Here is a 12,927-nt window from a genome sequence, read left to right on the forward strand (position 1 = left end):
TATGTGGCAACGCTTCATTACTAACCATGTGCTAGCTAACCTGACCTTCTTGCTAGTACTGGCGGTCGGTCTGTTGAGTTATCAAGGACTACCCCGCCAACAAGATCCAACCATCAACTTCAACTGGATCATCGTCACCACACCGCTGCCGGGTGCTACAGCGCTTGATGTTGAGAGTAAGGTGACGGATCCGCTTGAAGATGCGTTACGTTCACTGGCCGATGTAAAGTTTGTCTCGAGTAATTCACGTGAAGGGATCTCTAGTATCCTAGTGCGCTTTGAGGACATCGATGATCGTACCTTCGATAAACGCTTAGCCGATCTGCGTCGTGAAATACAAAACACTGAATCTGAACTGCCGGATGCTGCGTTAGATTCACTGATTCTGGAGATCACCAGCTCCAATGCCTTCCCTGCCGCAACGGTGGCGGTGACCAGCTTGGCGGATGACGAGAACCTGCGTCTGCAAGCGACTCGTATCGACAAAGATCTGTCCCAGCTTAAAGGCGTTTCTCGCATCGACCCTGTGGCACTGCCTGACCCAGAACTGCAGGTCAATCTGGATGTCTCTGAACTGGAAGCCCTAGGCATTACCCCACAACAGGTTGCCAACACCGTTACTGCCTTCTTCCAAGATGAGGCGGCTGGTAACTTGGTACAAGGCGATCGTAACTGGTTGGTGCGTGTTGTCGGTACGGCCGCTGACCCAAGCTATCTGGCCAATCGACCGGTATTGGGGGCATCGGGAGAAGTGCCACTGTCACGTGTCGCCAGTGTCGAGCGCGCTCGTGAAGATTCTAGTTTCTTAGTACGTGTCGATGATAAACCGGCTGTGCTGTTGGCGGTAATGAAGAAAGAGGGTGCCAACACCCTGGAATTGGTTGAGCGTGTTCAGACCTACATGGATGAGCGAAATGCTCTATCGGTTGAGACCGGTGTCGAGATGGTCTTGATCGATGATCAGACCATTGCGACGCGCAAGTCGATTCAAATCATGGAGAACAATGCCCTGATCGGTCTGATCCTGGTGTTGGTTGTGGCTTGGCTCTTCTTAGGTACACGCATCGCACTGCTCACAGCGATCGGCATCCCCTTTATTTTGGCAGCCACTTTCTGGGTACTGGCGGGACTGGGCGAAACGTTGAACGTCACCGTGCTGTTGGGTGTGGTGATTGTGTTGGGTATGTTGGTTGATGACGCCGTCGTTGTGGTCGAATCGATCTACTATCGGCTACAGCGCGGATTTTCGGGGATTGCCGCCGTTCAGGGTTCGTTGAAAGAGGTAGCGGCTCCCGTCACAGCGGCGGTACTGACCACCATCGCCGCTTTTTTACCGCTGATGCTACTGCCCGGTATTTTGGGCAAGTTCATGAAGGTTATTCCTATGGTGGTGTCGATCGCCCTAGCGATCAGTCTGATTGAAGCCTTTTGGATGCTGCCTGCCCACATTTTGGCGGCTAAGGTTGGGTTTGATAAACCGAGTCGAATTCAGCGTCTGCGTGAAACCATGACCCACCGCGTGCAGATCACCTATGTTCGTCTGTTGATCAAAGCGCTGCGCCGTCCGGTTCTCTCACTGATTGTCGCCGTATTGCCACTGATAGGCGCGGTCGGTGCCCTAGGCAACGGCTACATTAAGATGGATTTCTTTGCGGCCGATCCTGTCCGCCTATTCTATGTGAACGTTGAAATGCCGGCAGCGACGCCTGTCGCGAAAACGATGGAGGTGGTCTCACGTGTGGAAGAGCGTGTCCGTCAAAATGTGCGTGACGGGGAAGTGCGCGCCATCGCAAGCTATGCCGGTCAGATGTTTACCGAGACAGAGCCGCGTATTGGCGAGCAGTACGGCCAGATTCTTGTCGGTCTAAACCCTAAAACACCTGAACTGCGCACAGTTGAAGAGATGACCGATGCGGTGCGTGAAGATTTGGGTGACATTGCCGGTCCGATTCGCATCTCATTCTTGCGCCTATCGGGTGGTCCGCCTGCCTCTAAACCGATCTCGGTCAAGGTACGTGGTGATGATTACCAAGAGATTCGCGACGCTACCAACATTCTGATTGAAATTCTGAACAGTCACGAAGATTTCGTGGATGTTGAAGACGATGCGGCTCGTGGTCGTTATGAGTTGAGTCTGGAGTTAGACAGTGATGCGATCAATCGTACAGGTTTGAACCCTGCGGATGTTCGTCGCACCCTGCGCCTATTGGTCGACGGTGAAGTTGTCGCGAGTATGCGAGATGCCGGTGAACGCCTGGATGTTCGTGTTCGTGCTAATCCTGAGTCGCTACCCTCTCTTGAGCGTCTGCTTAGCTACCGTATTCCTGTTCCCGCGGGCGGTGCTATTCCTCTGTCGGAGTTGGTAATAGAGGAGCGTAAACAGTCGTTGGGTAACATTCGTCACTACAACTTCCGTCGTGCAATCACCTTAGAGGCTGACCTTCGCTCTGGCGGTATGGATACCGTACAAGCCAACGCCTTCTTGCTAGAGCGCTGGAAGGAGTACGAAGCGCAATATCCTGCCATCGATCTCGACTTCTCGGGTGAGTTGGATGATATTCAAGAGAGTATGGATTCGATTGCGATTCTCTTCTTGGTCGGCGTCGGCTTGATGTATCTAATATTGGGCACGCAGTTCCGCAGTTACTGGCAGCCACTGATGATCTTGGCGACAGTACCCTTGGCGTTTACTGGTGTCGTATTGGGTTTGATCGTGACGCAAAACCCGCTCAGTCTCTACACCATGTACGGCGTCGTGGCGTTGGCAGGCATCGCCGTGAACGCGGCGATCGTACTGATATCCGCCGCTAATGACCGAATTGGTAATGGCATGAGTCTGATGCATGCGACGCTCTATGCCTCGCGTCGACGGGTGATTCCGGTATTGATCACCACCCTGACCACCATGGCGGGTCTATTCTCGCTTGCAGCGGGTCTGGGGGGTAAGTCTCTGATCTGGGGCCCAGTCGCCACCTCGATTGTATGGGGTCTGGGCTTCTCGTCTGTGCTAACGCTGTTTGTCATACCGCTCCTCTATCGTCTATCGATGCGCAGAGCGGTTAAGCGACTCTCTTAAAACGGCTGAGGGTGGCGTTTAAACACCGCCGCTAGCTCGCTTTGCAACTCTTCAGACAGTGGCATATCGAAGGCGGCGATGTCCTCTTTAAGTTGTTCCATTGAGGTAGCACCAATGATGGTAGAGGTTACGCCATCGACTTGATAACACCACGCGAGTGCCAGCTGCGAAGGGGTGTAACCAAATCGATGTGCCAGTTTGACGTACTCAGCAACGGCTTCGTGAGCCTCAGGCGTATTACGATGCAGTGCGGCAGGGTTAGAGATACTCCAACGGCTACCTTCCGGCATCGCTCCGCCCGCGTATTTACCAGAGAGTAATCCGGATGCAAGTGGTGACCAGGGCAGGTAAGCGATCTCTTCATGAACGCAGTTTTCGATCAAATAGGGCCAATCTTTGGCATGCAATAGACTAAACTCATTCTGAATCGATACGGGTTTTGGCAGATCGTATTCACGGCTCAGTTTTAGATAGGTGTTGATACCCCAAGTGGTATCGTCAGACAGGCCAAAATGACGAATTTTTCCCGCTTTTATGCAATGGTCTAACCCTTTCAAGATATCGAGCATCTGAGCTTCATGCTCCGCCGCGTTAATGTCGCTGAACTTGAAGAAGTTTGGCGTATGCTTACCAAAGTGGGGTGATGTCCGGTTTGGCCAGTGCAGTTGGTAAAGATCGATGTAGTCAGTCTGTAGACGCTCAAGTGAGTTGTCGACCGCTTCAATTACTGCCTTGCCAGTAATGGGCCCCCCGCTTCGAACCCAGGGTAGTCCAATTCCAGCGATTTTGGTGGCGATGATCATCTCACTGCGACGAGAAGGGTTGCGGGCAAGCCAGTTACCAATAATCGCTTCTGTTTTTCCGTAGGTCTCAGCCGTTGGGGGTACTGCGTACATCTCGGCGGTATCAAAAAAATTAATGCCAACCGACAATGCATGCTCGATCTGTTCATCGGCTTCGGCTTGGGTGTTCTGTTTCCCCCAAGTCATGGTGCCTAAACAGATTCGCGAAACGTCTAAACCACTGGTTCCTAAACGGCTGAACTGCATGCTAACTCCTTCTAAGCTGAATCAAATTCTAAGTGGGCAGGTTAATGCTTTACGCTAACACACTCTGTATAGATTCGGTGACTCTATTGTTAGTTGCCCTCTGCTGGTTCTAGTGTTTCGGTTCTATCCCTAAACAGGAGCCTTATGTTGTTATATCATTCTCGGCTTATTAATCAGGGTGTCAGTTATGTCAGCAGCTCAGGGCTTTCTTTATATCATTTCCGCTCCGTCCGGTGCCGGTAAAACCAGTCTCGTTAAAGCGTTATTAGAGCGCGATCAGCGCATTCGCGTGTCGGTGTCTCATACTACCCGCGCTGCTAGGCCTGGCGAGGAGGACGGTGTTTCCTACAACTTCGTTGATCTACCTGAATTTGATCGTCTGATCGAAGCGGGACAATTTCTCGAATACGCAGAAGTCTTTACCAATAAGTACGGCACATCAAAAGGCTGGGTGGAGTCGCAACTGGCACAGGGTATCGATGTGATTCTAGAGATCGATTGGCAGGGTGCTGAGATCGTTCGTGAAAAGATGCCCAAAGCGCGCTCTATTTTCATTTTGCCACCGAGTCGCGAAGAGCTTCTGCGTCGATTAACCGGGCGTGGCACCGACAGTGACGAGGTGATTGCCGGTCGTATGGCGCAAGCTGAATCTGAGATGAGTCACTACGGCGACTTTGACTACCTAGTGATTAATGACCAGTTTGAGACCGCTCTGGATCAATTGGCCGCTATTTTTACCGCAAATCGTTTAGAAATGGCGGTTCAACAGCAGGCGCAGCAAAGATTACTGGCTGAACTCTTGTAGAGAGCTGCCTAAACTCTGTACAATCGCCGGTTCGAATTTGTTACTACTCTTTAAAGAGGTTACTCATGGCACGTGTTACTGTAGAAGATTGCCTAGACAATCTTGATAACCGTTTTGAACTTGTAATGGTTGCGTCTAAACGTGCGCGTCAGATCGCTACGGGTGGTCAAGATCCTAAAGTTGAATGGGAAAATGACAAACCAACGGTTGTTGCTCTTCGTGAAATCGCTGAAGGTCATACAACTCGCGCTGTCCTTGACGAGCCAGTTCTAGACTAACTCTTCCAACTCTCTTCAAAGTGGGGCATCATCCTTATCATATTGTTTGTTAAGCGATAACTGATGCCAACTATAGACGCTCTATCTGAACGCCTTACCGAATATTTGGACTCCGATGAGATCCGAAAGGTAAGGCGTGCTTATTTTTACGCGGAACAGGCCCATGATGGTCAGCGTCGTAAAAGTGGTGAGCCCTACGTTACCCATCCCCTAGCCGTTGCCAGTGTTCTTGCTGAGATGCACATGGATCGCGACTGTCTAATAGCAGCCATGTTGCACGATGTCATCGAAGATACTGAGATCGATTTTGACGGTATCTCTGGCCAGTTTGGTGAAACCGTTGCACGAGTTGTTGATGGTGTATCTAAACTGACGCATCTTGAGTTCGAGAGCAAAGCGGAAGCGCAGGCAGAAAACTTCCAGAAGATGGTCTTAGCGATGGCAGAAGATATTCGCGTCATCATCGTTAAGCTAGCGGATCGTCTTCACAATATGCGTACGTTGGGTGCTATGCGCCCAGATAAACAGCGTCGTATCGCTAAAGAGACTCTGGATATCTACGCGCCGATTGCTGCCCGTTTGGGTATGCGTGATGTTCAGGTAGAGCTAGAGGATTTAGCGTTTAAATCTTTCCACCCGATGCGTGCTAAGTACATTCGCCGTGCGGTGGTGCAAGCGCGGGGGCAGCGTAAAGATATTATCTCTGAGATTCAGGAGGCCATTAATCGCCGCTTGAAACAGGAGGAGTTAGTCGGTGAAGTGACCGGCCGTGAGAAACACCTCTACTCAATCTATCGCAAAATGAAGAGCGAAAATCGCAGTTTTGCCAGCATCATGGATGTGTTCGCTTTTCGTATTGTTACGACATCTGTTGATAACTGTTACCGAATTTTAGGCGCAGTACATAACCTGTTTAAACCCGTACCGGGGCGCTTCAAAGATTACATTGCTATCCCAAAAGCAAATGGCTACCAATCGCTGCATACCGATCTGTTTGGTGCACGCGATATTACTATTGAGGTACAGATCAGAACCCATGAGATGGATGCCGTCGCTGCGCAGGGTATTGCCGAACACAGCCACTACAAACAGAGTGGCGATGGCAGCAGTGCCGAAGGCTCTTACAACCGTGCGCGCAAATGGCTACAAGGCCTGCTTGAAATGCAGCAGGCTGCCGGTGACTCGATGGAGTTCATCGACAGCGTTAAGAAAGAGCTGTTCCCAGATGAGGTCTATGTCTTCACTCCGAAGGGACGCATTCTTGAGCTACCGAAAGGGGCAACCCCGGTCGACTTTGCTTATGCGGTTCATACCGACGTGGGTAACTCCTGTATCTCCTGTCGTGTTGATCGACATCTATCGCCGCTGTCAGAGCCGCTGAAAACCGGTCAGACCGTTGAGATCATCACAACCCCACGTGCCCAACCCAATATGGCTTGGCTCAACTTTGTTGTGACCGGTAAAGCAAGGACAGCGATTCGCCACTTCTTGAAGAACCAAAAACAGCATGAGTCGATCGAGTTGGGTCGTCGCCTGTTGAACCAGTACTTGGCTCAATATGAGATCAGTGATCAACAGCTTGATCAGAATAAGCTGGACAAGCTGTTACAAGATTTGAACTTCGAGACTCTCGATGATCTGTTAGAAGATATCGGATTGGGTAATCGAATGGCTTACGTCATCGCTCAGCGTCTACAACCGACGGATGGTGAATCTGACGAACCAGAATCACTTATTGGTACAGACGGTAAACCGATCTCGATTCGGGGTGCAGAAGGCATGGTCATGCACTTTGCTCGCTGTTGTTACCCCATTCCTGGCGACAATATTGTCGGTAATATCTCGGCAGGACGTGGCTTGGTGGTGCACCGCTCTGACTGTCGCAACCTCAACGGTAAGCGTGACGAGACCACCAATCGCAACATCTACATCGAGTGGGGCGAAACAGGTGAGGATGAGTACACCACCGTTTTAGAAGTTCAGGTTGAATCACAACGAGGCATCATCGCACAGCTGGCGATGGCGGTCTCTTCAGTAGGCGGGAACGTCAATCAGCTACTGTCAGGCGAGAAAGATGGTCAGATGAATGCCGTTACCATTGAACTGACAGTGACCAACCGTGTTCATCTGGCGCGGGTTATGAAAAAGCTGCGTGCTATTAAGCAAGTGACCCGAGTGAGTCGAATTTAGCCTAGGCGTGCTCTTGTTCAAGCTCTTCGAGCTGCTCTTGAGTTTCAAACCACTCCAGCTCAACACCCTCTAATTCGCTTTTAGCTTCGGCCTGCTGGCTTAGTAGGGCCTTTAACTCATCTTTGCGTTGATCCGTATACAGATCCGTGTCGGCAAGCTGTGACTCTAGGGCTTCCAACGATTGATTGAGCTTCTCCATTTTCGCATCAAGCTTCTCAAGCGCTTTTCGCAAAGGGCGTAATTTAGAGCGTTTTTCAGCCTCGATGCGTTTCTGCTCTTTCCGATCGGCGGCGCTTTGTGAGCGGCCTTCCGATGCGATGACCGGTGAAGAGTCCTCTTGCCGTTGGGTCGCTAGCCATTTGTGGTAATCATCGAGGTCACCGTCAAACTCGGTCACTTTGCCCTCGGCGACCAGAAGAAACTGATCGACGGTGTTCGCCAGTAGATGGCGATCGTGGGACACCAAGATAATCGAGCCTTCAAAGTCCTGAAGGGCTAGAGTCAGTGCGTGACGAACTTCCAGATCCAGGTGGTTGGTGGGCTCATCGAGCAGCAGCAGATTGGGTTTGTGCCAAGCGATCAATGCTAATGCAAGGCGAGCCTTTTCACCGCCAGAGAAACGTCCAATCGGATCCAGTGCATCATCGCCACTGAAACCAAAAGAACCGGCAAACGAACGCAGTTGAGCTTCGGTTGCCTTAGGAGCAATACGCTGCAGATGCAACAGAACCGAGGCGTTCATATCCAGTGCTTCGAGCTGATGCTGTGCGAAGTAGCCAATCTTTAGATGCTCACCACAGGAGCGCTCGCCACTGATTAGAGGTAGATCTCCGACCAAGCTTTTGACTAGGGTCGATTTACCAGCGCCGTTTCTACCCAGTAGGCCAATTCGCTGACCGGGTACAAGACTAAGTGATACACCGTTAAGAATTTTACTCTGTTCGCTGTAACCCAGTTCCGTGTTGTAGAGATTCAGCAGGGGCGATGAGAGTTTGTCGGAACAGTCGAATCGAAAACTAAACGGTGAATCGATGTGTGCCGCGGAGATCATCTCCATGCGCTCTAGCTCTTTAATGCGGCTCTGCGCCTGTTTGGCTTTGCTCGCCTTGGCTTTAAATCGACGCACAAAGCTTTCGATGTGTGCTATTTGTGCCTGCTGCTTGTCGTAAGCGGCTTGTTGTTGCGCGAGTCGTTCAGCGCGCATGCGTTCAAAAGCGGAGTAGTTGCCTTTATACAGGGTGAGCTGTTGCTGATAGAGGTGTACGACTTGGTTAGCGGTTGCATCGACAAAGGCGCGGTCGTGCGAAATCAGAATCAGGGTGCCTGGGTATTGATTCAACCACTGCTCTAGCCAGATGGTGGCATCCAAATCTAAGTGGTTGGTCGGTTCATCCAGTAGTAGCAGTTCAGATCGGCACATCAATGCCTGAGCAAGGTTAAGACGAATGCGCCAACCACCCGAAAAACTCTGAACGGGTTTGCTAGCGTCATTAGGTGCAAAGCCTAAACCATTGAGTAGAGTGTGGGCGCGGGATTCGGCACGGTAGCCATCAATGGCATCCAGTTGTGCGTAAAGCTCACCTAACTCTGGGCTATGTTCCTGCTCGGCAATGGCCAGTTTGCTCTGCAGCTGGCGCAGCTCCTTGTCACCATCGAGTACATAATCCAACGCGCAACGATCACTGCTGGAGACCTCTTGGGCCATATGCGCAATCTTGCCAGGAGCGGGTTTGTGTAGCTCCCCGGTGTCCTGTGATAGCTCACCTAGAATCAGCTTAAATAGACTCGATTTACCGACGCCATTGGCACCAATAAGGGCGACCTTCCAACCAAAATGGATGTTTAGGTCGGCGTGGTCAATTAGGCGCTGGGCGCCACGTTGTAAACTGAGCTGTTCAAGTCGTATCATGGGCGGCAAGTCTATCACAGCAAGGGCCGTAATCCTCTCTGTTAGATTCCTTATATTTGGAGATATCGTGGTTCCTTCAGGATTAAAACTCGACAACCCTTTGTGGTCTTTCGCCCTAGAGATCTACCCGTCAGTCGCTAAGCCGATGCTATCGATTCAGTCGAAAGGTGGGCGAGTCAATTTAATGTTGGCCGCGCTCTGGTCGGCTTCTGAGCAGATCGAATGGCCTGATTCGGTTCCCGACGCTATTGAGGCGTGGCATCAAAAAATTTTGCCGATTCGGTCGCAGCGTATGTCGTTAAAACCTCAGCTTAATGACTACCCCGAACTTGAAGCCCTGTATCAGCATTTAAAAGGGGTGGAGCTGAACATGGAGCGCGTCGAGATAGCGATGCTTCATCAGTGGCTTGCGCCCAAGCCTAAAGCGATGAACCTGATAACAGCGCAATCTAATTTGGACAGAGTCTCAGCCGGCGTCAGTGATATTGATCAGGATAAGGATGCCGTTCTTCAACGCCTGAAACCGCAAACCTAATGGGTTTTAATCCTGCGGTGTATAGGTTTTAATGTTTCTTTCATCTCATTCAGAGACACTGGTCTCATTGATAACACGAATAAGGATTTTCCAATGAAAAAAGCGGTATTAGCGCTTGCTCTATCTTCTGCAATGCTAGCGACACCTTCTCAGGCGACTGAACTTACGACCGATGATCAAAAGTTGAGTTACGGCATGGGCTTGGTACTTGGTGAGCGTCTAATGGCTGATTTCGACTCTCTTGACTACGATCTACTGAGTCAGGGTGTTAAGGACATGTTCGAAGGCAACAAGCCGTTGATGACCATGCAGGAGCTGTCTGATGTGATGATGGCATTCCAAGCGAAAAAGCTAGAAGCTGAACAGGCGAAAGAGCAAGCACTAGCGGATGCTAACCTGAAAAATGGCCAAGACTTCATGGCAGAGAATGCTAAGCGTGAAGGTGTTGTCACTACTGATACGGGTCTTCAGGTAGAGATTTTGGAAGAGGGCGCAGGCCCTACACCAACAGCAGAAGATAACGTCAAAGTGCACTACAAAGGTATGCTGATCAATGGCCAAGAGTTCGATAGCTCTTACGGTCGTGGCGAACCAGTGACCTTCCCGCTGTCTGGCGTTATCAAAGGGTGGACTGAAGGTCTGCAGATGATTAAAGAGGGTGGTAAAGGACGTCTAGTGATCCCATCTGATCTGGCTTACGGCCCTGGCGGTGCTGGCGGTATGATCGGACCAAACGCGACGCTAGTGTTCGAAGTTGAACTGCTTGCGATCAATCCGGCTGAGTAAATTGCTCATATATAAAAGAGGCTGCCATTTGGGCAGCCTTTTTTGTTTCAGTGTCCCGCAAATTTAGCTAACGGCTTCGCGATGTGTCTCATGCAGCATGGCGATCATCTGATCCTCTAACTCAAATCGATCAGCCAAGGCTTCGCCCAGTTTAGAGACCTGTTCGCTGAAGTAGCGGATATCTTCAACGGTCGCTGCAGGCAGATCAGAGAAACGGTCGTTAAAATCGAGCGCAAGATCGGTTGAAATCTGAATCTTGGGAAGGAGTGCTTGAGCCTCTGCTAGTTGTGAATCGCTGAAGGCTTCTCCCTCTGCTACCAGCTGTTGGTAAACTTCAAAGTGTCCTGATGAGAGGTAGTCTACCAAGAGTTGGCAAAATTCACCCAGTCGCGCATCCAACTCTTCGCCCACTTGAGTATGGGGAATTTCCATTAGAATTCGAATTAACGCGGCACGTTCATCCAGCCAATGGTCAATAATGGTGCTGACACCGCCCCAGCGTTCACGAGCATCTTTGCAGTTCTCTAACATAACAAAACCTCCAACTGAGATTTCAGTCTATGCCGATCGATAGAGTGCTGGCAAGTGATAACTAAGTTCCACTTAGGAGGCTAGGTAGTGCTGAAGGAATTCATCAAAGGGTGCTTCATCTTGTGATTCAGCATCGCGCTGTTTGGCCAGTGACTGTTCAGCCTCTTCAGTTAGTCGATGTTTAACAGCTGGATCAAGCGGTTCGCGTGACAGGGTCTCGCGGTGCACCTGTCCCATTTTGAGCGTCCACTGTTGGAAGGTGAGTGAGCTCGATTTCAGCTCGCTAATAATTTTAGCTGAAGGAGTCAGCTGCGGATCAGCTACCAGTTCATACTGTTTCTGAACCGCTTGTTGATAGGCATTTCCGCCGTGGATCTGATCGAGTAATTCAGCGACCAGAGTCACCTGATCGAGGATGTCGCGAGCAAACTGCTCACGTGACACTTCGCCCTCAAGAGTCTCAAGCATCAGACCTGGGCGACGCCCTTCAGAGACAATCTTGTCTTTGTTGTGAGCTACCATAGCGCATTCAGTGCTAGTAAGTAGTTGCTCACCTGCAAATAAACAGGTTAACAGGAAGGCGTCCATAAAGAGGCTCTGCTGCAGATCGATACCAATCGGCAGCAGTGGGTTGATATCGGTGTTACGTACTTCGATGTACTGAACCCCTCGTTCCATCAGTGCGTGGACAGGTTTTTCACCGCTGAAGGCAACGCGTTTCGGACGAATGTCACTGTAGTACTCATTCTCAATCTGCAACACATTGGAGTTGAGCTGGCGATACTGGCCATCGACTTTAATACCAATCGCTTCATAGGGTTGGTGCGGTTGGTGTATCGCAGCCTGAAGAGAGTCTGAGTAGGTATCAAGATGGTTGAAGCAGACGTTCAGCCCCTCTTGGGCTCTGTTTGAATAGCCCAGATCACTCATACGCAGTGACGTTGCGTAGGGGAGGTAATAGGTATCATCGTCGAGAGGCTCTAGGTGGTGCTCTACAGAGTGCAAGAAATCTTTGCTGACAGCCGGTGATGCACCGAACAGGTAGAGCAGCAACCAGCTGTAACGACGGAAGTTACGAATCAGTGCAAAGTAACGATCGGAGGCGAAATCTTGGTCGCTAAGTTCCGAGTCGCACACCTGTTTCCACGCTGGCCAGAAGGCTTCCGAAATCGAGAAGTTGTAGTGAATGCCTGCGATGGTCTGCATCATCTTTCCGTAACGATGCTCAAGGCCCACACGATAGATGTACTTCAGTTGTCCAATGTTGGAGCTGCCGTATTCGGCAATGCGTATGTCATCTACCGATTTGATCGCACAGGGCATGCTGGCACACCAGAGCGATTCATGACCTAGTAAAGAGTAGGTGAATTGATGCAGTTCGGTCAGCTCTTTGAGTGAGTCGCGCACATCGGTGCTGACTCCGGTAATGAACTCCATCAGAGCTTCAGAGTAGTCGGTCGTGATCTGTCCATGGGTCAGCGTAGAACCCAGCGCGGCGGGGTGGTCTGTCTTGGCAATATGACCGGCACTGTCGATTCGAAGTGCCTCTTTCTCGATGCCGTGACCTAGCTCACGCAACAGATGTTGATGACCGCTTGCAACGAGGCGATCCAGATTCTCTTTAACTGCTTGTAACACCTTGAAGCTTCCTTACTCTTGGTTGGCGAAGTATATCAGAGAGCCTTCAGAAACCACGAGGATTGCAGACGATTTAATTTCATATTCAACATCGGGGTTGTGGGATGCCCTGCAAGGTGGAAAAATCGAT

The 12,927-nt window shown here is 50.6% G+C and carries 10 protein-coding genes; 6 read left to right on the forward strand and 4 right to left on the reverse strand.

Going from position 1 to position 12,927, the window contains the following annotated elements:
• Position 1: 1 nt before the first annotated feature.
• Entirely contained in the window at positions 2–3,076 is a 3,075-nt protein-coding gene (locus XMM312_RS05240) for an efflux RND transporter permease subunit (RefSeq protein WP_173488785.1), read from the forward strand.
• On the opposite strand, the gene XMM312_RS05245 is transcribed toward XMM312_RS05240, so the two are convergent.
• Positions 3,073–4,125, reverse strand: coding sequence for an aldo/keto reductase (locus tag XMM312_RS05245; protein ID WP_173488786.1), 1,053 nt, complete (start codon positions 4,123–4,125; stop codon positions 3,073–3,075). The two genes, XMM312_RS05240 and XMM312_RS05245, sit on opposite strands and share 4 nt — an antisense overlap.
• Before the next feature lie 187 nt (positions 4,126–4,312).
• Between XMM312_RS05245 and gmk the strand changes: the two genes are divergently transcribed.
• The 3 genes from gmk (at position 4,313) to spoT (ending at position 7,398) form a co-directional block, all read left to right on the forward strand.
• Positions 4,313–4,930, forward strand: a complete 618-nt coding sequence (gene gmk / locus XMM312_RS05250) for a guanylate kinase (RefSeq protein ID WP_173481727.1) — start codon at positions 4,313–4,315, stop codon at positions 4,928–4,930.
• 65 nt (positions 4,931–4,995) lie between these two features.
• Positions 4,996–5,208 carry a DNA-directed RNA polymerase subunit omega gene (gene rpoZ / locus XMM312_RS05255; protein ID WP_173481728.1) on the forward strand — a complete coding sequence of 71 codons (213 nt, stop codon included), beginning with the start codon at positions 4,996–4,998 and terminating at the stop codon, positions 5,206–5,208.
• Between the two features lie 63 nt (positions 5,209–5,271).
• Positions 5,272–7,398, forward strand: coding sequence for a bifunctional GTP diphosphokinase/guanosine-3',5'-bis pyrophosphate 3'-pyrophosphohydrolase (gene spoT / locus XMM312_RS05260; RefSeq protein WP_173481729.1), 2,127 nt, complete (start codon positions 5,272–5,274; stop codon positions 7,396–7,398).
• A 1-nt stretch (position 7,399) separates the two neighbouring features.
• On the opposite strand, the gene XMM312_RS05265 is transcribed toward spoT, so the two are convergent.
• Positions 7,400–9,307: an ATP-binding cassette domain-containing protein gene (locus XMM312_RS05265; RefSeq protein WP_173481730.1), complete on the reverse strand. Its 1,908-nt coding sequence runs from the start codon at positions 9,305–9,307 to the stop codon at positions 7,400–7,402.
• 67 nt (positions 9,308–9,374) lie between these two features.
• Here XMM312_RS05265 and XMM312_RS05270 point away from each other — a divergent pair, with 67 nt between their 5' ends.
• Both XMM312_RS05270 and XMM312_RS05275 read left to right on the forward strand, forming a co-directional pair.
• Positions 9,375–9,842, forward strand: a complete 468-nt coding sequence (locus XMM312_RS05270) for a TIGR02444 family protein (RefSeq protein WP_173481731.1) — start codon at positions 9,375–9,377, stop codon at positions 9,840–9,842.
• Positions 9,843–9,935: 93 nt separating this feature from the next.
• On the forward strand, positions 9,936–10,628 hold the full coding sequence (locus XMM312_RS05275) for an FKBP-type peptidyl-prolyl cis-trans isomerase (protein ID WP_173482565.1): 693 nt from the start codon (positions 9,936–9,938) through the stop codon (positions 10,626–10,628).
• Between the two features lie 63 nt (positions 10,629–10,691).
• On the opposite strand, the gene rsd is transcribed toward XMM312_RS05275, so the two are convergent.
• Together rsd and gshA are read right to left on the reverse strand one after the other, a co-directional pair.
• Positions 10,692–11,159: a sigma D regulator gene (rsd, locus tag XMM312_RS05280; RefSeq protein ID WP_173481733.1), complete on the reverse strand. Its 468-nt coding sequence runs from the start codon at positions 11,157–11,159 to the stop codon at positions 10,692–10,694.
• Positions 11,160–11,231: 72 nt separating this feature from the next.
• Complete coding sequence (gene gshA, locus XMM312_RS05285) at positions 11,232–12,797, reverse strand: glutamate--cysteine ligase (RefSeq protein WP_173481734.1); 1,566 nt, start codon at positions 12,795–12,797, stop codon at positions 11,232–11,234.
• Positions 12,798–12,927 lie beyond the last annotated feature (130 nt).

The organism is Marinobacterium sp. xm-m-312 (genome assembly GCF_013283295.1).
In the GTDB taxonomy this organism is placed as follows: domain Bacteria; phylum Pseudomonadota; class Gammaproteobacteria; order Pseudomonadales; family Balneatricaceae; genus Marinobacterium_E.